This is a genomic window from Thermobispora bispora DSM 43833 (assembly GCF_000092645.1).
Lineage (GTDB): Bacteria > Actinomycetota > Actinomycetes > Streptosporangiales > Streptosporangiaceae > Thermobispora > Thermobispora bispora.
Genome location: NC_014165.1, coordinates 2,761,396 through 2,781,206 on the forward strand (window position 1 = coordinate 2,761,396; position 19,811 = coordinate 2,781,206).

19 protein-coding genes and 1 pseudogene are annotated in these 19,811 nt (G+C 74.7%); 12 read left to right on the forward strand and 8 right to left on the reverse strand.

Annotated features, from left to right (window positions below):
* The first annotated feature begins 137 nt into the window (after nt 1-137).
* From TBIS_RS11735 to TBIS_RS11755, 5 genes are all read left to right on the forward strand, one after another.
* Nucleotides 138-1,034 (forward strand): ACP S-malonyltransferase, encoded by an 897-nt coding sequence (locus TBIS_RS11735; protein WP_050760680.1) that lies wholly within the window; start codon nt 138-140, stop codon nt 1,032-1,034.
* The gene (locus TBIS_RS11740; protein ID WP_013132608.1) at nt 1,031-1,987 is read left to right on the forward strand and encodes a beta-ketoacyl-ACP synthase III; all 957 of its coding nucleotides are present in this window, start codon (nt 1,031-1,033) and stop codon (nt 1,985-1,987) included. Before TBIS_RS11735 ends, TBIS_RS11740 begins: the two co-directional genes overlap by 4 nt.
* Before the next feature lie 72 nt (nt 1,988-2,059).
* Nucleotides 2,060-2,314 (forward strand): acyl carrier protein, encoded by a 255-nt coding sequence (locus TBIS_RS11745; protein WP_013132609.1) that lies wholly within the window; start codon nt 2,060-2,062, stop codon nt 2,312-2,314.
* Between the two features lie 66 nt (nt 2,315-2,380).
* Nucleotides 2,381-3,613 (forward strand): beta-ketoacyl-ACP synthase II, encoded by a 1,233-nt coding sequence (gene fabF, locus TBIS_RS11750; protein WP_013132610.1) that lies wholly within the window; start codon nt 2,381-2,383, stop codon nt 3,611-3,613.
* A 13-nt stretch (nt 3,614-3,626) separates the two neighbouring features.
* Nucleotides 3,627-5,051, forward strand: coding sequence for an acyl-CoA carboxylase subunit beta (locus tag TBIS_RS11755; protein ID WP_013132611.1), 1,425 nt, complete (start codon nt 3,627-3,629; stop codon nt 5,049-5,051).
* 230 nt (nt 5,052-5,281) lie between these two features.
* On the opposite strand, the gene TBIS_RS11760 is transcribed toward TBIS_RS11755, so the two are convergent.
* Nucleotides 5,282-6,025, reverse strand: coding sequence for a hypothetical protein (locus TBIS_RS11760; protein WP_013132612.1), 744 nt, complete (start codon nt 6,023-6,025; stop codon nt 5,282-5,284).
* A gap of 148 nt (nt 6,026-6,173) precedes the next feature.
* Nucleotides 6,174-6,650 (reverse strand): DUF3145 domain-containing protein, encoded by a 477-nt coding sequence (locus TBIS_RS11765; protein ID WP_083785344.1) that lies wholly within the window; start codon nt 6,648-6,650, stop codon nt 6,174-6,176.
* A 208-nt stretch (nt 6,651-6,858) separates the two neighbouring features.
* Here TBIS_RS11765 and TBIS_RS11770 point away from each other — a divergent pair, with 208 nt between their 5' ends.
* The 5 genes from TBIS_RS11770 to TBIS_RS20100 all read left to right on the forward strand — a co-directional run bounded on the left by TBIS_RS11770 (nt 6,859) and on the right by TBIS_RS20100 (nt 11,534).
* Complete coding sequence (locus tag TBIS_RS11770; RefSeq protein ID WP_013132614.1) at nt 6,859-7,860, forward strand: S8 family peptidase; 1,002 nt, start codon at nt 6,859-6,861, stop codon at nt 7,858-7,860.
* Nucleotides 7,842-8,399 carry an RNA polymerase sigma factor gene (locus TBIS_RS11775; RefSeq protein WP_242384267.1) on the forward strand — a complete coding sequence of 186 codons (558 nt, stop codon included), beginning with the start codon at nt 7,842-7,844 and terminating at the stop codon, nt 8,397-8,399. The genes TBIS_RS11770 and TBIS_RS11775 overlap by 19 nt, the downstream gene beginning before the upstream one ends.
* Complete coding sequence (locus TBIS_RS11780; protein WP_013132616.1) at nt 8,396-8,884, forward strand: hypothetical protein; 489 nt, start codon at nt 8,396-8,398, stop codon at nt 8,882-8,884. The genes TBIS_RS11775 and TBIS_RS11780 overlap by 4 nt, the downstream gene beginning before the upstream one ends.
* Nucleotides 8,881-11,325 carry a CHAT domain-containing protein gene (locus TBIS_RS11785; RefSeq protein WP_013132617.1) on the forward strand — a complete coding sequence of 815 codons (2,445 nt, stop codon included), beginning with the start codon at nt 8,881-8,883 and terminating at the stop codon, nt 11,323-11,325. Before TBIS_RS11780 ends, TBIS_RS11785 begins: the two co-directional genes overlap by 4 nt.
* 80 nt (nt 11,326-11,405) lie before the next feature.
* Nucleotides 11,406-11,534, forward strand: coding sequence for a hypothetical protein (locus TBIS_RS20100; protein ID WP_273370704.1), 129 nt, complete (start codon nt 11,406-11,408; stop codon nt 11,532-11,534).
* Nucleotides 11,535-11,564: 30 nt separating this feature from the next.
* Here TBIS_RS20100 and TBIS_RS19880 read toward each other — a convergent pair whose 3' ends face one another.
* From TBIS_RS19880 to TBIS_RS11810, 6 genes and pseudogenes are all read right to left on the reverse strand, one after another.
* The gene (locus tag TBIS_RS19880) at nt 11,565-11,900 is read right to left on the reverse strand and encodes a LysE family translocator (RefSeq protein WP_242384268.1); all 336 of its coding nucleotides are present in this window, start codon (nt 11,898-11,900) and stop codon (nt 11,565-11,567) included.
* A 34-nt stretch (nt 11,901-11,934) separates the two neighbouring features.
* Nucleotides 11,935-12,183: pseudogene (locus TBIS_RS19885) on the reverse strand (LysE family transporter); the annotation flags it as partial.
* 117 nt (nt 12,184-12,300) lie between these two features.
* Nucleotides 12,301-13,128, reverse strand: a complete 828-nt coding sequence (locus TBIS_RS11795) for a sulfurtransferase (protein WP_013132618.1) — start codon at nt 13,126-13,128, stop codon at nt 12,301-12,303.
* Between the two features lie 27 nt (nt 13,129-13,155).
* Entirely contained in the window at nt 13,156-14,280 is a 1,125-nt protein-coding gene (locus tag TBIS_RS11800) for an alkaline phosphatase family protein (protein WP_050760682.1), read from the reverse strand.
* 90 nt (nt 14,281-14,370) lie between these two features.
* Nucleotides 14,371-14,964 (reverse strand): DUF5998 family protein, encoded by a 594-nt coding sequence (locus tag TBIS_RS11805; RefSeq protein ID WP_013132620.1) that lies wholly within the window; start codon nt 14,962-14,964, stop codon nt 14,371-14,373.
* A 32-nt stretch (nt 14,965-14,996) separates the two neighbouring features.
* A complete protein-coding gene (locus tag TBIS_RS11810; RefSeq protein ID WP_013132621.1) occupies nt 14,997-17,660 on the reverse strand; it encodes a bifunctional acetate--CoA ligase family protein/GNAT family N-acetyltransferase in 2,664 nt (887 codons plus the stop codon).
* Nucleotides 17,661-18,083: 423 nt separating this feature from the next.
* On the opposite strand from TBIS_RS11810, the gene TBIS_RS11815 reads away from it, so the two are divergent.
* Nucleotides 18,084-18,977, forward strand: a complete 894-nt coding sequence (locus TBIS_RS11815; protein ID WP_013132622.1) for a carbohydrate kinase family protein — start codon at nt 18,084-18,086, stop codon at nt 18,975-18,977.
* Nucleotides 18,978-19,196: 219 nt separating this feature from the next.
* A complete protein-coding gene (locus tag TBIS_RS11820; protein WP_013132623.1) occupies nt 19,197-19,772 on the forward strand; it encodes a GNAT family N-acetyltransferase in 576 nt (191 codons plus the stop codon).
* Nucleotides 19,773-19,811 lie beyond the last annotated feature (39 nt).

Genomic DNA, 19,811 nt, shown 5'->3' on the forward strand with positions numbered 1-19,811 from the left:
CGCGGCGGCCGGGCGCGCCCTCGCCGCCGTCTCCCCGCCGGAGGGCGTGAGCTGTAGGTGTCCCACAAAGCGCGCCCGGCAAACTTCGTTCGGATCTCCATCAGTATGGTGAAGTCCTACAGGGCAGGGTGAACTACGTGCTCGTCATCGTCGCTCCGGGCCAAGGTGCCCAGACCCCAGGCTTTCTGAGTTCGTGGCTCGAAATCCCCGAATTCCGCGACCGGATCTCCGCGTGGTCGCAGATCGTGGAGCTCGACCTCATCGAGTACGGGACGAAGGCGGACGCCGAGCGGATCCGTGACACGGCCGTGGCCCAGCCCCTCCTGGTGGCCGCGGCGCTGGCGTCCTTTGAGCTGCTGAACGTGCGCCCCGACATCGTCGCCGGGCACAGCGTCGGCGAGCTGGCCGCCGCCGCGATCGCCGGGGTGATCACCCCGGAGGAGGCGCTCGCCCTGGTCCGGGAGCGCGGCCGGGCGATGGCCGAGGCCGCGGCGGTCACGAAGACCGGCATGGTGGCGGTGCTCGGCGGCGACGAGGCCGAGGTCCTCGCCGCGATCGAGAAGCACGGGCTCACCCCGGCCAACATCAACGGGGCGGGGCAGATCGTCGCCGGCGGCACGGTGGAGCAGCTCGAGGCGCTCAAGGCGGAACCCCCGAAGCGGGCCCGGCTCATCCCCCTGTCGGTGGCCGGCGCCTTCCACACGGTCCACATGGCCCCCGCGGTGGAGCGCCTCGCCAAGGCCGTGGCCGATCTCTCGCCGTCCGACCCGCCGGTCACCCTGCTCTCCAACCGGGACGGCGCCGCCGTCTCCAGCGGCAAGGAGTTCCTCGACCGGCTGGTCTCTCAGGTGGCCGACCCGGTGCGCTGGGACAAGTGCATGGCGACGATGGCCGAACGCGGGGTGACCACGATGATCGAACTGCTCCCCGGCGGCACGCTCACCGGGCTGGCCCGGCGCGGCCTGCCCGGGGTGCGCACCGTCGCCATCAAGACGCCCGCCGACCTCGAGGCCGCCCGCGAGGTGCTCGCATGAGGATCAGCGAGGGCGCCCCGGGCGCGAAGGTGCTCGCCTTCGGCGGCTACCAGCCCAGCACGGTGGTCACCAACCACGACCTCGCCCAGCGGCTGGACACGAGCGACGAGTGGATCAGGACCCGGGTCGGCATCCAGGAGCGCCGCGTCGCCGCCCCGGAGGAGACGGTGGCCGACATGGCCGTGCAGGCGGGCGGCAAGGCGATCGCGGCGAGCGGCATCTCCGCCTCGGAGATCGACCTGGTGATCGTCGCCACCTGCACGCAGGAGACCCAGATCCCCAACGCCGCCGCCCGGGTGGCCCACCGGCTCGGCATCGAGGCGCCCGGCGCCTTCGATATCAACGGCGCGTGCGCCGGGTTCTGCTATGGGCTCGCCATGGCGAACGACGCGGTGCGCGGCGGCTCGGCCCGGCACGTCCTCGTGATCGGGGCGGAGAAGCTCACCCAGTGGGTCGACCAGGAGGACCGCAGCACCGCGGTCATCTTCGCCGACGGGGCCGGGGCCGCCGTGGTCGGCCCGTCGGACACCCCCGGCATCGGCCCGGTCGTGTGGGGCAGCGCGGGCGACAAGGCCGACGTGATCTACATCAAGGACCGGCGGTCCTTCATCTTCCAGGAGGGCCAGACCGTGTTCCGCTGGGCCACCACCGCGCTCCACCCGGTGGCCCGCAAAGCCTGCGAGCGCGCCGGTGTGGACCCCGCCGACCTGGACGTCTTCGTCCCCCACCAGGCGAACCTGCGCATCATAGAAGCGATCGCCAAGCGGCTGGGAGCGGACAAGGCCGTGATCGCCCGGGACATCGTGCTCGCGGGCAACACCTCGGCGGCGTCCATCCCGCTCGCGCTCTCGCGCATGATCGAGCGAGGCGAGGTGCCGTCCGGAGGCCGTGCCCTGCTGCTCGGCTTCGGCGCCGGCCTCACCTACGCCTCGCAGGTGATCGAACTCCCCTGAGATAGACGTGTACGGCCTGCCGTACGTGATCGAGAACAACCACGATCCAGCGATACGAGGAGTGGTCGCGACATGGCACTGACCGAGCAGGACATCCTCGCCGGCCTCGGCAAGATCATCAACGAGATCACCGGCATCCCGGCGTCCGACGTGACCCCGGAGAAGAGCTTCGTGGACGACCTCGACATCGACTCGCTCTCCATGGTCGAGATCGCGGTCGCCGCGCAGGACGAGTTCGGCGTCGAGATCCCCGACGACCAGCTCAAGAACCTCAAGACCGTTCAGGACGTCCTCAACTACATCCAGAACAACGGGGCCGCTGCCTGATCAGCGAAGGCGCGGCATCCAGCGCGTCTCCATCAATCCCTGCTGACCAAAGAGGAGTGCGGACAAGTGAGTAAGGACCGGGTACGTGTCGTCGTCACCGGGCTCGGCGCGACGACGCCCCTCGGTGGGGACGTCGCATCGACCTGGTCGGCGCTCCTCGAAGGGCGGTCGGGCATCCGCACGCTCACCGAGGACTGGGTCGACTCCGTGCCGGTGAAGTTCGCCGGGGTGTGCGCCGTCGACCCCGGCGAGGTGCTCCCGCGTCCGGAGGCCAGGCGGCTCGATCGCACCGAGCAGCTCGCCCTGATCGCGGCGCGCGAGGCCTGGCGGGACGCGGGCTCGCCCGAGGTGGACCCGGATCGGCTGGGCGTCGTCGTGGGGAGCGGCATCGGCGGTATCACGACGATCCTCTCCGCCTACGACACTTTCAAGGAGAAGGGCTGGACCCGGCTGTCGCCGTTCACCGTGCCCATGCTGATGCCCAACGGCTCCGCCGGGTGGATCAGCATCGAGCTCAACGCCCGGGCGGGTGCGCACGCGGTCGCGAGCGCCTGCGCCACCGGCGGCGAGGCGGTGGCCTACGCGATCGACATGATCCGTTCGGGCCGCGCCGACGTCGTGGTGGCCGGGGGCACCGAGGCGGCCATCCACCCGCTCAATATCGCGTCGTTCGCCGCTGCCCGGGCGATGTCCACCCGCAACGACGAGCCCCAGCGGGCCTCCCGGCCCTTCGACCGGGACCGCGACGGGTTCGTGCTCGGCGAGGGCGCGGGCATCCTCGTGCTCGAGTCCGAGGAGCACGCCCGGGCGCGGGGGGCGCGGATCTACGCGGTGGCGGCCGGGGTCGGGTACTCCGCCGACGCCCACCACATCACCCAGCCGGAGCAGAGCGCAGCCGGCATCATGAGCGCGATGCGCCGCGCCCTCGAGGACGCCTCCCTGACCGGCGCCGACGTCCACCACGTCAACGCGCACGCCACCTCCACGCCCGCGGGTGACGTGCTGGAGGCCATCGCGATCAACAAGGTCATCGGGTCGCACCCGCTGGTGACCGCGACCAAGTCGATGACCGGCCACCTGCTCGGCGGCGCCGGCGGCATCGAGTCGGTCTTCACGGTCCGGGCGCTGAGCGACCGCATCGTCCCGCCGACCATCAACATCGACAACCTCGACGACGGCATCGAGGTGGACGTGGTCCGCGGCGGGCCGCGGAAGCTGCCCGACGGGCCGATCGCGGCGCTCAACAACTCGTTCGGGTTCGGCGGGCACAACGTCGCCGTGGCCTTCACCACCGCCTGACAAGGAGCCTGCTATGACCGTGCTGGACAACGCAGTGGTGACCTCGGCCCCCGCAGCGGACGCCGCAGACCCCCGCGACCCGCTCGTCCGCCTCGGCAGGCTCCTCGACGAGGGGTCGGTCCGCCCGATCACCCCGGAGGACAAGAGCGGCGTCCGGGCGGTGACCGGCCGCATCGACGGCGTGCCCGTCGTGGCCTTCTGCAGCGACGCCCGGGTCCAGGGCGGTGCCATGGGCTCGGAGGGGTGCGAGCACATCGTCCACGCCTACGACGTGGCCGTCCGGGAGCGGGTGCCGATCATCGGCGTCTGGCACTCCGGCGGCGCCCGTCTCGCCGAGGGCGTGGAGTCGCTGCACGCGGTCGGCCGGGTGTTCAACGCGATGACCAAGGCGTCCGGCGTGGTCCCGCAGATCTCCGTGGTGGTCGGGCCGGCCGCGGGCGGCGCCGCGTACGGGCCGGCCCTCACCGACATCGTGATCCTCGCCGGGGAGACCGGCCGGATCTTCGTCACCGGCCCGGACGTGGTCCGCAGCGTCACCGGCCAGGACGTCGACATGGCCTCGCTCGGCGGCGCCGAGCCGCACAGCAAGCGCAGCGGGGTCGTCCACGTGGTCACCAAGGACGAGCCCGAGGCCCTGCTGAGGGCCCGGCAGGTGGCCGTGCTCCTCGGCCACCAGGGCCGGGTGCGCGGCGAGGTGGAGGACGTCGACTTCAACGGCATGCTCCCGGAGAGCCCGCGCCGCGCCTACGACGTCCACCCGCTGGTGAACGCTCTGCTCGACGACCCCGGGGTGGAGCTCCACCCCAAGTGGGCGCCGAACATCGTCACCACCCTGGGCCGCCTCGGCGGCCGTACGGTCGGGGTGATCGCGAACAACCCGCTCCGGCTCGGCGGGTGCCTCGACGCCACCTCGGCCGAGAAGGCCGCCCGGTTCGTCCGGATGTGCGATGCGTTCGGCGTGCCGCTGGTGGTGATGGTGGACGTCCCCGGCTACCTGCCCGGGGTGAACCAGGAGCACGACGGCGTGGTGCGGCGGGGCGCCAAGCTGCTCCACGCGTTCGCCGAGGCCTCCGTGCCCCGGGTCACCCTGGTGACCCGGAAGGCGTACGGCGGGGCGTACATCGCGATGAACTCCCGCGCCCTGGGGGCGACCAAGGTGTTCGCGTGGCCGACCGCCGAGATGGCGGTGATGGGCGCGATCGCCGCGGTCCGCATCCTCAAGCGCCGGGAGCTCGCCGCCGCCCCCGAGGAGGAGCGCGCCGCGCTGGAGGCGAAGTTCGCCGAGGAGCACCAGCGGATCGCGGGCGGCCTGGACCGGGCGGTCGCCCTTGGGGTGGTGGACGAGGTCATCGACCCGGCGAAGACCCGGAGCTCGATCGCCAAGGCCATCGCGCAGGCCACCCCCGCCCGCGGCTCCCACGGCAACATCCCGCTGTGACCGATCCGGGCGGTGCCGCGCCGCCCGGCGATCCCCTGGCGTGACCGGATGAGCGCCGGCCCCCGTACCCGGGGACCGGCGCTCACCGCCGACCACCACCCACGGTGACGAATCGTAATCGCAGCGTGACCATCGAGCGTGCAGAACGTCCGTGACACTCCCGGCGCCGGGGCGTACGGCGTGGTGACCGGACCGCCCGGGCGGCCGCTACGGGTGGCGGGGGATCAGGATCACTGCAGTTCGAGGTAGGACTTGCCGCGGATGTACCAGTCGAACTCCGCGGAGTTCTTGCCGCTCGCCGACGGCACGCCGGCCCGCAGGTTCACCGCCGTGTTGACCAGGCCCCAGTTGAGGCCGCAGCCGGACGCCCCGGGCACGGAGAAGGTGTCGTCCTTCGCCGTCGCCTTGAAGACGGGCACACCGTCGATGGAGGTGAGCTCGAGCGAGGTGATCTGCGGGTTGAGCCTGATCGGGTTGGAGTTGCTCCCGATGTAGCACTTCGGCCCGAGCAGCGCGTGGATCAGGCGCAGCTTGATGCCGACGTTGGTGGGGAAGATCGGGCCGGCGTCCACGTGACCGGTGCCCTGGGTCTCCACGTAGACGTCGGTCAGCTTCGGCACCTCGAACGGCTTGCCGATGAGGCCACCGGGCACCTTCATCCGCTGGCTGCGGAGGCCGCCGAACACGGCGGCGGTGCTGCCGTCGTTGAGCTGCCCCTGCGCGACCGTGATGCGGAGCGGCGGCGTGATCTGCTGCTCGATCTTGCCGAGCTTGATCTTGCCCGCCACGGTCACGATGGACAGACAGCTCCACGTGTCGACCTTGGCGTTGGCGGGGATCTTCGGGCAGTCGGCCCAGTCGGCGTCGCTGGGGCGGTACTGGTACGAGGCGGCATGTGCGGGGGCGGCCAGCCCGCTTAAGAGCAGGGCTCCGGCCGCGATGCCGACCCCGAGACACCGCGCCAAAGCGCTCATGGACTCCTCCTCAGGTCCGTCCCGGAGGACTCGGACATAGGGGAAACAGGATCCCGGTATATCCCTGAGGCACGCGTGTCTCAAGAGATCCCGGGAAAGTGTTACCGATAGTTACACTTTCGCCGGGTGATCGGGATCCGTAAAGGGGTCATCCGGCCGCGTGCAGCCAGCGAACCGGAGCCCCCTCCCCCGCGTACCGGAAGGACTCGAGCTCCTCGTCCCACGGCTTGCCGAGCAGACGGTCGAGCTCCTCCTCCAGGACGACCCGCCCCTGAGCCGCCAGCATCATCGCGGTGCGCAGCCGGTTCTCCGGCACGAGGATGTCCCCGTTCGCGCCGATCACCGCGGTGAACGGGCCCAGGCTGGGGGTGTAGGCGTGGCGCGATCCGTCGACCCCCGGAGAGGCGTCCTCGGTGATCTCGAAACGGATCCGCTGCCAGCCCATGAGCGACGAAGCGATCGCCGCGGCGGTGCCCGGACGCCCCACCCACTCCGCCTGGGCACGAAGCGTCCCCGGTGCGGCGGGCTGTGGGGTCCACGTCAGGTTGACGGGCACGCCGAGAACGCCTGCGACGGCCCACTCAATGTGCGGGCACAGCGCAGGCTGAGCCGAGTGGACGTACAGAACGCCACGAGCAGCAGCCACCGGACCTCCCGAATCGCATGAGGTTCGCCTTCCCCAACGGCCTCACGCGGGGATGATCACGGTTAACGCCTGCCCAAGAGACTACCGCCAGGCCCGGCTCGGCACCAAGGGCGGCCCACACCGATTACCCTTCAGATACATAATGAAGCGGAAAAGATACGTTCCGTAATCGACCAAGGAGGTCCGGATGCGCTGGCTGCGGGTGGAGCCGCTCCCCGGCCGGCCCGCCCTGATCCGCCCCGGAGAGCTGCTCACCTCGTCCCCCGCCGCGGTCACGCGCTGGACCCTCGCCACCGCGCCCGCCGGCTCGCTCCTCCACCTGGTACGGCTCTCGCCCGGGACCGACGTGCTCGAGCTGACCGACGCGCTCCGGGCGCGCGGGCACCTCGCCTCCCCCAACCACGTCTTCCTCGGGCAGCCGAACTACTTCGGCGGGCCCAGCGGCGCGCCCGCCCCGGCCGAGGCCGTGCCGTACCGGCCGGAGGAGCCCTGGGACGTGACCGTCGGCCTGCTCGACACCGGGCTCGCCCCGCACCCCTGGCTCGCCCCCTGGTACCGGGACGAGATCGCCGAGGTCGCCGACGCGGACGGGGACGGCCGGCTCGACGCGCAGGCCGGGCACGGCACGTTCATCGCCGGGCTGATCCTCCGCGCGGCGCCCGGGGCACGGCTCCGCGCGGCGCGGCTGCTCGACAGCCACGGCGTGACCGACCAGGCCGCGCTGCTGCGGGCCCTGCACCGGCTCGCCGGCGAGCGGATCGACCTGCTCAACCTGTCGTTCGGGTGCCACACCTTCGACGACCGCGCCCCCGCCGGCCTCGCCGAGGCGCTCGCCGCATTCCCCGCGGTCATCGCCTGCGCGGGCAACACCGGCTCCTCGCGCCCGTTCTGGCCCGCCGCCCTGCCCACGGTGATCGCCGTGGGCGCGCTCGACGGCGGCGCCCGCGCCGCCTTCTCCGCGCACGGCCCGTGGGTGGACGCCTGGGCGCAGGGCGTGGGGCTGACCAGCAGCTTCCTGGAGTTCGGCCGCTTCCGCGGCTACGCCACCTGGAGCGGCACCTCGTTCGCCGCCGCCCTGGCCACCGGCGCGGCGGCCCGGCACTGCCGGACCCTGCCGCCGAAGGAGGCCGTCCGGCGGCTGCTCGCCGAGGGACGGCGCATCCCGGACCCGTGGGCGAGGGCGCGGTGACCGGGGCCCCGCACCCCGTTCCCGCGCGGCACGAGGCCCCGGAGCCCGACCGCGCCGCCTGGGACGACCTGGTCGCCCGGTACGGCGGCCGCATGTGGGCGGTGGCCCGGGCGCACGGCCTGAGCGAGGCGGACGCGGCCGACGCGGTCCAGGGGGCCTGGCTGCGGCTGGTCGAGAGCCTCGACCGGATCCGCGACCCGGACCGGATCGGCGCGTGGCTCATCACCACCACCCGGCACGAGGCCGCCCGGCTGCGCCGCCGGCCGCGGAGCGAACCCGTGCCCGGCCCCGACCTGCCCGCGATCGCCGTCCCCGACCCGGCGGCCGCCGTGGTCGACGCGGACTACGGGCGGCACCTGTGGCGGCGGCTCGACGAGCTCGGCGAGCCGTGCCGGTCCCTGCTCCGCATGTTCGTGCTCCACCCCCAGGCGCGCTACGCGCAGATCGCCATGTGGCTCAACCTGCCGGTCGGCAGCATCGGCCCCACCCGGGCCCGCTGCATGGCCCGGCTCCGTGCGCTGGCCGAGGAGGCCGGATGACCGACGAGTACCTGATCGCCGCCATGCGGCTGGGCGCCGGGGTGGACCCGGTGCCCGGCCACGTCTCCGCCGCGGCGCGCGCCGCCTTCGCACTGCGCCTGCCCGGTGGCGTCCCCGCCGACCCGGTGCCCCTCGGCGCCCCGCCGGGCGCCCGTACCGCGGACGCCGGCGGTCCCGGGACCGGGAGCGCGCCGGGCGATCCGGCGGCAACCGGCCGGGTGTACCGGTGCTCCGCCGGCGGGCTCACCATCGACCTCGAGGTGTCCGTGGCCGACGGCCGGCTCGAGGTGGCCGGGCAGGTCTCCCCCCGCCCCGGGCCGGGCACCCTGATCGAGGTGCGCACCCCACAGGGCGGCACGGTCCGCGCCCCCACGGCCAGCGGCCAGTTCGCGGTGGCCGGGCTGCCGCCCGGATGGGTGAGCGTGGTCTGCCACCGCCCCGGACGGCCCCCGGTGTTCACCCGATGGCTGCGCGTCCGGGCATGAGCGCCCCGCCGCCGGCGGCGTCCCACGCCGCCCGGCTGGTCGCCCGCGCCGAGGCGGCCGTGCGGCTCTCCGGCCGCGACCCGGGGCGGGCGCTCGCCGAGGCGGCGGCCGTCCTCGCGGAGGGCCGCGCCACCGGCGGCGCCGGCGCCGGGCCCGCGGGTGAGGCGATCTCGGTCGCGCTGCGCGCCAGCGCGCTCGCCGCCCGGGAGCTGGGCGACCTCCACCTCGCCGCGCGGCGGCTCCACCAGGCCGTGGCCGCGGCCCGGCGGCACCCGCGGCGGGCTGCCCAGGCGCTGATGTCCCTGGTCACGGTGCGGGCGCAGCTCGGCGACCCGCAGGGCGCGCTGCGCCTGGCCGACCGGGCCGAACGCGACCTGGCCGCGGACGACCGCGCCCGGCTCGACGTGCAGCGCTCGGTCGCGCTGATCCTGCTCGGCCGCCACCGCGACGCGGTGCGGCACTGCGACCGGGCGGTCCCCGCGCTCCGCGGCGATCCCCGGTTCCTCGCCGGCGCCCTGCTCAACCGCGGCCTCGCCCGCGCGTATTTGGAGGAGTACGGCGCGGCCGAGCGGGACCTGTCGGCGTGCGCGGCGATCGCCCGGGCCGCGGGGATGGAGCACGTCGCCGTGCTCGCCGAGAGCAACCTCCCGTTCCTGGCGGCCCGGCGCGGGGACATCCCGGCCGCGTTCGAGAGCTACGCCGCGGTCGAGGGCTCCCTCCGCGGATACCCCGAGCGCCTCGCCACCACCCGGACCGACTTCGCCGAGGCGCTGATCGCCGCCCGGCTGCCCGGGGAGGCGCACGCCCTGCTCGACCGGGCCCTGGCCGACCTGGCCGCCTCCGGCTCGCACGCCTCGATCCCGTACGCCCGCCTGCTGCTCGCCCAGGCCGAGCTGCTCCTGGGAGACGCGCGGCGCGCCCAGGCCACGGCCGGGATCGCCCGGTCGGAGCTGGAGCGGCAGGGGCGGACGGCGTGGACCCCGCTGGCGACCGAGGTGATCCTCCGCGCCCGGATGGCCATGGGGCCACCGGACACCGGGCTGCTCGCCGCGCTGCTCTCCTGCGCGGCCGATCTCGCCGCGCACGGCTGGCCGGCCGCGTCCTGCGCGCTGCGGCTCCGCGCCGCCGAGGCGGCGGTGCGGCTCGGCCGTCCCGCGACCGCCGGCGCCCAGCTCGACCTGGTGATCGCCCGGAGCGCCCGGCCCGAGATCCGGCAGCACGCCCTGGCCATGCGCCGCAGGCTCGCCGGGGACCTCCCCGGCGCGCTGGAGGCGGCGCGGGCCGGGCTGGAGGCCCGCCCGCCCCGGCCGGTCCCGGCCGCGCTCCGGGTCCACGCCGCGCGCCCGGCCGACGACCTGGCCGCGTTCGGGCTCGCCACCGCGCTGGAGACCGGGGAGCCGTGGACGGTCCTCACCTGGGCGGAGCGCCGCCGCGCCGCGGTGCGCGGCACGCCCGCTCCCCCGGCGTTCGGCCCCGGGCACCTCGCCGGCGTGCGGGGGACGCTGATCGAGCTGGTCCGCGACGAGGACGAGCTGTTCGCCGTGGTGGTCACCGCCCGCGAGTGCCTGCTGCGCTCCCTCGGCCCGTACGCCGAGGCCGCGGAGGCGGCGGCGCGCATCCGGTACGGCCTGCGCCGCCGGAACCTGCGGGACTGCGGCGAGCCGGCCGGCGGCGGGCCGGCCGGGGACGGGCTCGCCGGGGAGCTCGCGGCCCTCGACGGGCGGGTCTTCGGCGCGCTCGGGGCGCCCGTCCCGCCGGTGGTGATCGTCCCGACCGGGGCGCTCTGCACGCTGCCCTGGCCGCTCCTGCCCTCCCTCGCGGGCCGCCCGGTGACGGTGGCGGCCGAGGGGACGTCGTGGCTCACCGGTGCGCCCGGCCCCGGGCCGCTGCCGGGCGGCCCGATGGTCGTCGCCGTCGCGGGCCCCGGGCTGCGGCACGCGGCGGCCGAGGCGGACGCGGTGGTCCGGGCGCACCGGGCGGCGAAGCGGGTCGGCGCGGTCAAGCGGGAGCTGCTCGGCGCGCTCGGGTACGCCGACGTGCTCCACGTGGCCGCGCACGGGGCGGGTTCCCCGGCCCGCCCGATGCACGCCGAGATCCTGCTCGAGGACGGGCCGCTCATGAGCTACGAGCTGCGGGAGGCGGAGCGCATGCCCCGGCTGGTGGTGCTCTCGGCGTGCGAGACCGGGATGGCGCACGCCCCGGTGGACGGCGCCGCCCCCGGCCTCGCCGGGGCGTTCCTCGACCAGGGGGCCGGATGCGTGGTCGCCGGGGTGGTCCCGGTCCGGGACGGCGAGGCGTTCGCGCTCATGACCGTGTTCCACGCCGAGCTCGCCGAGGGCCGTACCCCGGCCGAGGCGCTCGCGGTCGCGGCGGAGCGGACCGGTGTTCCGGGGTTCGTGTGCTTCGGCGCGGGTCACCGGCGGCTGTTCCCGCCGGCGTGAACCCCGCGCACGCCCTCACCCGCGGAGGCCGTCGCCGCCACGGGCGCCGGCGGGCGCTCGCCGAGTGATTCGCCGGATCGGTGCACGTTCGCCTTCGGCACCGCCCCTCACGGGTCACGCTCGCCTTCGACGCCGCCGGGTGCGTGCCCGTGACGCTCGCCCTCGCCCGCCGGGTCACGCTCGCCTTGGCACCGCCCCTTACCGGGTGAGAACAGCGGTGGGGAGGGGATGCCGATGCGTCAGCGGGGCTCCATCGCCAGCCGTACGCCCAGTCCGATCAGCACCATCCCGGAGATCCGCTCCATGCGGCGCCGTACGGCGGGGCGTTCGAAGATCGAACGCACCTGGTCGATCAGCCAGACGAACACCAGGTACCACAGGGTGTCCACCACGACCCAGATCAGCGCGAGCATGGTCAGCGTCAGCGGCGCGTCGGCCCCGGCGGGGACGAACTGCGGCAGGAACGAGACCGCGAACACGGCCGCCTTGGGGTTGGCGAGGATGGTGCCCAGGCCCAGCAGGTACGAGCGCCGCCACCCTGTCCGCGGCCTGCTCCCCCCGATGCGCGGTGGCATCGCCCCGCCGGGCCTGCCACAGCGACTGCACCCCGATCACCACGAGCGCCACCGCGCCCACGGCGCGCATCACGTCGTAGGCCACCTGGGAGGCGAGGACCAGCGCGGACAGGCCGAAGGCCGCGGCCACGGCCCACAGCAGCACCCCGGTCTCATTGCCGAGCGTCGTCGCGACGCCGTGTGCTCTGCCGCCGCGCAGGGTCTGCCGCAGGATGACCACGGAGCTCACCCCGGGGATCATCGCCAGCAGCAGGCACGATCCGATGAAGAGAAGCAGATTCATCGGGTCATCGTCGCCGACGCTCACCCGCCGCGGCAACCGAATATCCCGGCGTCGCGATCAGCCGCGGGGCGCGGCCCCTTCGGAGGGCGATCACCAGGGCGGTATCCGAGGGGGCGATCAGCCGCGGGGCGAGGGTCCCTTCGCGACCGGCCGCGAAGGATCGGCCACCCAGTTCGACCAGGAGCCGACGTACAGCGCGGCGCGGACGCCGGCGAGCTCGAGGGCGAGGACCTGGTGGGCGGCGGTGACCCCGGAGCCACAGTAGACGCCGACCTCGGCCCCCTCCCCCACGCCGAGCCCGGCGAACCGCTCCCGGAGGGACTCCGGGCCGCGGAACCGGCCGGTGGCGTCCACGTTCTCGGTCGTGGGGGCGCTCACCGCGCCGGGGATGTGCCCGGCCACCGGGTCGATCGGCTCCACCTCACCGCGGTAGCGCTCGGCCGCCCGGGCGTCGAGCAGCACCCCGCGCGCCGCGATCTCGGCCGCGCCGTCCGCGTCGAGCAGCGGCATGCCGCCCGGCACGGCGGTGAAGTCCCCCGGCTCGGCCCGGCGCTCCTCGGCGGTGACCGGGAGGCCCGCGTCGGTCCAGGCGCGGAGCCCGCCGTCGAGCACCCGCACGTCGGGGTGGCCGAAGTAGCGGAGCGTCCACCAGGCCCGCGCCGCCGCGGTCGAGTCGGCCTCGTCGTACACGACCACCGGGCGGGAGCCGGAGACGCCGAGCCGGCGCATGGCGGCCTGGAACGCCGCGGGCTCGGGCAGCGGGTGCCGCCCGGCCGGTCCGGGCGGGCCGGCGAGGTCGGCGTCGAGGTCGCAGAAGACCGCGCCCGGGATGTGCGCCTGGCGGTAGGCCTCGATGCCGGGCGGCCCGCCGAGCCGCCAGCGCACGTCGAGGATGGTCACGTCGTCCAGGGCGGCCAGCTCCTGCGGCGTGATCAGCGGGGTCATGGATGCACCTCCAGAGCCTGCCGGGTGTCAGCGGCGGATCTCGATCAGCGGGACGTTCTGCTCGGCCGGGGTGAGGGACCCGTGGACGCCGATGAGCCGGGACTCCAGCGGCTCCCGCTCGGAGGCGATCACCACGGTGTCGCCGTAGGAGACGGCGAGCACGTCGCCGATCCGGCCGAGCCACTCCCGCTTGACCACCTTGCCGAACCAGCCGGCCTCCACCGCCTCCTCCCGGGTCACCACCCAGGCGCGGCCGTGCAGCGCGGCCCGCCACGCGGCGAGCACGTCGGCGGTGGCCCCGGGGACGGTGTAGACGTGGCGGGCGCGGCCGTCCCCGCCGAGCAGGCGCACGCCCTCCTGGAGGTCGGCGCGCGCGTCGAAGTCGATCCGCTCCCCCGCGTTGACCATGCCGTGGTCGGCGGTGACGTAGAGGACGGAGCCGGGCGGCAGCCCGTCCGCGATCCGCTCCGCCATCCGGTCGACGATCGCGACCTGCTCCAGCCACTCCGGGGTGCCCCACCCCTTGAGGTGGCCGAACAGGTCGACCTCGCCGTAGTAGACGATGACGAACCTGCTCTCCTGCAGGGCCCGCCGGGCTCCCTCGACCCGGTCGTCCACGGTGTCGGCGCCCCAGTGGCGGGTCCCCCGGTACACCGCCCGGGTGAGCCCGGTGTCGCGGAAGTACGGCGGCGCCACGTAGACCGGCTCGATGCCGTGGGCGGCCAGGCGCTGGTAGGCGGTCTCGGCCGGCTGCCAGGCGTCCGGGTCGATGGGCGGCCCGCCGGGCGCGGTCCACCGCAGGCAGTGGAGGAGCCGCCCCTCCCCGGGCACGGCCATCTGCACGCCCACGATGCCGTGCTCACCGGGGACGGCACCGGTGCCGAGGGTGGCCAGGCTGGTCGGGGTCGAGGAGGGAAAGCCGGCGGTGAGCGTCCGCCGCGGGTGGGCCGTGAGGAACGGGGCGCAGCCGGGGTGGGCGTCGAGCAGGTCCGCGCCCATGCCGTCGACGAGGAGGAGGCAGACCCTGCCGGCCGGTTCCAGCCCGAGCGGGTTCGGCACCGGCAGGCCGAGGCAGGCGAGCAGGGACCGCGAGAGGTCGGCGAGCGACGCCTCGCCGTACGCGGGCGCGAACGGCACGGCGCGCTCGCCCACCGGCGCTCCGGTGCCCGACGGGGGGCGGTGCTGGGCGTCGGTCACATGGCCTCCGGGTTCGTGGCGGGTCGGCGCACGGCTGCGCGGCGGTCAGCGCACGGCGCAGCCGGTCGCCTCGGAGAGGGCCTTGGCGAACGCGAGCACGTTGGCGACCGCCTCGGGGCCGTCGGCGGCCTCGCTGACCCGCAGGGACAGGTCGTCCGCCGTGATCGCCCCGGTGTACCCGTGGTCGGCCTCGCAGTTCTCGTCCCCGCACGAGGCGGGCTCGAGGTCGATGTGGGAGATCGCACCCCACCCGATGGTCAGCGTGACCTCGCTTGGGCGGACCACGCCCGGCACGTACGACGCCGGGTCGGGCACGACCCGCGTGACCGCGACCGACTGGATCTTGCTGAGCTGCACCGCCTCCGTGGTGGTGGTCGCGTACGGGGTGGGGATGCCCTCCGCGGGCGGCTGCTCGTCGGTGTGGCACACGATCAGCCGGGTCGGGGAGAGCGCGAGCACGGTGACGTGCCGGCGCACCTCCATCCCCGGATCGAAGGTGGCCTCGTGGTGCACGACGTAGGCGAGGACCTCTTCACCGGCCAGCGCGGAGTCCACGGCGTCGGCGACCAGGTCGGGGTAGTAGCCGCAGCGCTCGATGGCCTCGCGCATGCCCGCGGCGGAAACTGGGGTTTCCCTCATGGGTCCATCCTGCCCTCTGCGGGACGTGGGTTTCACATCCGAACGGACTCGGGCTCGTCCCCGGCGACGGGCCAGCGGAGCCGGCGCGGGCCGACGTCCGGGCGCGGCCCGGTGACCGGGCGCACCACGGCGCGCGCGCCCAGCACCACGGCCCCGGTCTTCCCGACCAGCACGGGGTCGAGGTCGAGCCGGGCGACCTCGGGGAGCTGGTCGGCGAGGAGCCCGACCCGGATGAGGAGGTCCTCCAGGGCGTCGACCGCCACCGGCTGGGAGCCGTACTCGCCGAAGAGCAGCGGCGCGGCCCGCACGGACCGGACCAGGCTCGCCGCGTCCTCGGCGGTGAGCGGCGCGAGCCGGTAGGCCTGGTCGTGGAGGAGCCGGGCGACCACCTCGCCGAGCCCGAACGACACGACCGCGCCGAAGTGCCGGTCCTGCACCACGCCGATGATCGTGGGCACCGCGGGCTGCGGCACCATGCGCTGCACGCCGAGCCGCGCGCCGGGCCCGAGCTGCTCGGCCAGGTCGATGAACGCCTGCCGGATGGCGACGGGTTCGGTGAGCCCCATCCGGACGGTGCCGGCGCGGAGCGCGCCGGCGGGGTCGATCGCCTTCACCACCACGGGGTGGCCGATCCGCCGGGCGGCGGCCACCGCCTCGTCGGCCGTGGCCACCGGGTACACCGGCCACACGTCGATGCCGTAGCACGCCAGCAGCGCCCCGGCGTCGATCACGTGCTCGCGCTCGCCGTCCCGGCTCAGCACCTCGGTGACGAGCGTCCGGGCCCGCCGCACGTCGATGCCCGCCACGGACGGGACCGCGCCGACCGGCTCCTCCCGCCACCGCGCGTACGCGACCACGTGGGCGAGCGCCCGGACCGCCTCCTCCGGCGCCGGGTAGGAGGGGATGGAGCCCGGCCCGGGCGTGCCGTCCTCGTTGGGGACCCGGAGCTCGGGCGGCAGGCCCATCTGGCCTTCGAAGGTGGCGAGGACCGGTTTGCCGGAGTCACGGGAGACGCGGAGCACCTCGGCGGCGACCGCGGCCGCGTCCCCGGGGATCGGCGGCATGTAGATGACGACCGCGGCGTCCACCTCCGGCAGGACGCGCGCGAGCGCCTTGCCGAACTCGGCCGCGCCCGCCCGGGCCCCCAGGTTGACCGGCTCGATCGGCTCGAGCCCGTGGTCGACGCACGCGTCCACCGCGATCAGCGCGAGCGCGTCCGAGTTGCTCACCAGGCCGATCCGCCGGCCCTTCGGCAGCGGCTGGTAGGCGACGAGCTGGGCGACGTCGAAGAGCTGGGTGAGGTCGTCGACCCGGATCACGCCCGTCTGCTCGAACAGCGAGCGCAGCGCGTCGTCGGGGAGGCCGAGCACCGGGGCGGCGTGCCCGGGCGGCACCCCCGGGCTCTTCACCATCACGATCGGCTTCTTCTTGGAGATCCGGCGGGCGAGCCGGGCGAACTTCCGCGGGTTGCCGAGCGACTCCAGGTAGAGGAGGATCACGTCGGTCGCCGGGTCCTCCTCCCAGTACTGCAGGCAGTCGTTGCCGGAGACGTCGGCCCGGTTCCCCGCCGAGACGAAGGTGGAGATGCCCATCCCCCGTTGCGCCACCCGCTGGAGCAGGGCGGTGCCGAGCGCGCCCGACTGGCAGAAGAACCCGACCCTCCCGCGGCTCGGCAGGGTCGCGGCCAGGGTGGCGTTGAGCCGGACGGCCGGGTCGGTGTTGGCGATGCCGAGGCAGTTGGGGCCCACCACGCGCATGCCGTACGCCCGGGCGATGCGGACCAGCTCCTGCTGCCGGGCGCGGCCCTCGGGCCCGGTCTCGCCGAACCCGGAGGAGACCACGATGAGGCCCTTGACGCCCTTCTCCGCGCACTCCCGGACCAGGTCGAGCACGCCCTCGGCCGGGACGGCGAGCACCGCGAGGTCGACCTCGCCGTCGATCGCCGAGACGCTCTTGTACGCGCGGACCCCGGCCACCGCCCGCACCTCCCGGTGGACCGGGTAGACCGGCCCGGTGAAGTCGGCGGCGAGCAGGTTGCGCAGCACGGTCTGCCCCACCCCGCCGGGCTCCCGGCTCGCGCCGATCACCGCCACCGAGCTCGGGGTGAGCAGCCGGGCGATGGACCGCGCCTCCGCGTAGTGCTCGCGGGCGAGCCGCACCTCCACGGAGCTGGTGGTCGTGGACAGGTCCAGGGTCATGCGGACCACGCCGTCCTCGAACCGGCTCTGCACCGTGTAGCCGGCCTCGCGAAGCACCGCGATCATCCGGTGGTTGCCCGGGAGCACGTCCGCGATGAAGGTCCGGATCCCCCGCTCGCGCGCGGCGGCGCGCAGGTGCTCCAGGAGCACCGAGGCGAGCCCTCTGCCCTGGTGGGCGTCCTCGACGAGGAAGGCCACCTCGGCCTGGTCCCGCGGCTCGAGCCGGTCGTACCGGACGACGGCCACCATGTCATCGCCGATCGTCGCGATCAGGGCGACCCGGTCGTCGTAGTCGACGTTGGTGAACCAGACGATCTCCTTCTCGGTGAGCCGGGGACGCGGTGCGAAGTACCGGAAGTAGATCGACTCGGGGGAGAGCCGGCTGTAGAAGGCGCGCAGGAGGTCGGCGTCGTCCGGCCGGATCGGGCGCACGTGCGCCGTCCCGCCGTCGGCGAGAACGACGTCCGCCTCCCAGTGGGAGGGGTATGGGGATCGCACAGCTCAAGGCTAATCGCGGTAACCGGGAGCCCCAGAGGCGCAAGGCCCGTCCTCGACGGTCCTCCGGCCTTCCCGGCCCGGGGCCGCCGTCCCTGCGCGGGCGCCGCGCCGCGGCGGGGTGGGCGCACGGGGCAGCGCGGCGAACCGTTCCTCACCCGGCCCGGCCACCGGGGTCACCGGGCCGGCCGCCGCCGGAGCGGCGAGGGCCGGCCGGCGGCGGCTCCCCCGGGAGCCCACCGGGACGGCTGATCGATTTTGGCTACGCTTGCGCATCGAGCAGGGGCCCGTCCCCCTCTGCACCCCACGGCAACGCCAGTAACTGTTAGGTTCTTGGTCAACGGCTCATCGCACGGAGAGGATGCGCGCTTCTCCGGGATGGCGCCGGGCCCGTCTCCGCAAACCAGTCGGCAAGGTGGTGACGTCATGACGCGGGTCGTCGTGGTGGGTGATCTCATGACCGACGCGATCGCGCGCGCCCGGTATCCGTTGGCGAGATCAAGCGACACCCCGGCAACCGTGACCATGCACGGTGGTGGCTCCGGAGCCAACATCGCGTCCTGGCTGGCAGTGGAGCGCACCGAGGTGGCCTTCATCGGCCGTCGCGGCGCCGACATCACCGGCCGCAACCGCGACATGGAACTCATGGGCTACGGCGTCGACGCCCGGCTGGTGATGGACCCGGAGCGACCTACCGGCACCTGCGTCGTCATGGTCACCCACAAGGGCCAGCGGACCATGCTCTCCGACCCGGGGGCCAACGCCGCCCTCTCGCCGGAGGACCTGCCGCGCGACCTCTTCACCGCCGACGCCCACCTGCACATGTCGGGCTACACCCTGCTCAACGAGGGGTCGCGGGAGGCCGGGCTGGCCGCGCTCGACCTGGCCCGCCGCGTCGGCATGTCGATCTCGGTGGACTGCGCGTCGGCCGCCCCGCTGGAGCGGACCGGTGCCGAGCCGTTCCTGGAGTGGACGCACGGGGCGAAGCTGCTCTTCGCCAACGTCGACCAGGCCCGGGTGCTCACCGGCCGGGAGGAGCCGTTCGCGGCCGCCAAGGTGCTCACCGCCTGGTTCCCCCAGGTCGTGATCAAGCTCGGCGAGGAGGGCTCGCTCTGGTATGCCAACGGCCGGGCCGAGCCGGTCCGGGTGCCGGCCGAGCCCGTGGAGCAGGTGGTGGACGGCACCGGCGCGGGCGACGCCTTCATCGCGGGCTTCCTCCCGCCGTGGCTCGAGGGCAAGCCTCCGGCCGAGGCGCTCGCGGCCGGCAACGCGCTCGCCGCCAAGTGCCTCTCCATCCTCGGCGCCCGTCCCCGCCTCTGACCGGCGTACGGCTCGCCGTACGGGCTCGATCCGCCGGATCCACCGCGCACGGCCCTTACCCGCGGCACGGCCCTTACCTGCGCGGCCCCGGCCTGCGGCACGGGGCCGACCTGCGCCGACCTGTGGCACGGGCGTGATCCGCGGCCCGGCGCGCGCTGAACCGCTCCAAACCGGGGGCCGGTCGCCCGCCGCCCCGGCCGGGATCGGAGGATCTGCACCATGGACGTGACGACCTGGTACCTGGAGCAGACCAGCCGCGCCGACCTCCGCCCGGCGCGCCCGCCCCGCGAGCCGGTGCAGATCGTGCGGGCGGAGATCCCGAGCCCCGAGTTCAGCCGGTTCCTCTACACGGCCGTCGGCGGTGACTGGCACTGGACGCAGCGGCTCTCCTGGACGTGGCGGGAGTGGCGGGACTGGCTCAGCCGGCCCGGCGTGGAGACGTGGGTGGCGTGGCTGCGCGGCACGCCCGCCGGGTACGCGGAGCTCGACGCGCAGGAGAACGGCACGGTGGAGATCTCCGGTTTCGGGCTGCTCCGCCACGCCATCGGCCGGGGCATCGGCGGCCACCTGCTCTCCGAGGTGACGGCCCGCGCCTGGGACCTGGCCGACCGCTGGCCCGGCCGGGAGCCGACCCGGCGGGTCTGGGTGCACACCTGCTCCCTCGACGCGCCGGCCGCCCTGCCCAACTACCTGGCGCGCGGGTTCCGGGTCTTCGACGAACGGCTCAACGTGCCCGGTGACGCGTACCGGGGACCGACCCCGGGGCCGTGGCCCGGGGCGGGGCCGCGGGACTGAGACCCCGGCGGGGCCGGCCGTCCACCGGGGCGGCCGATG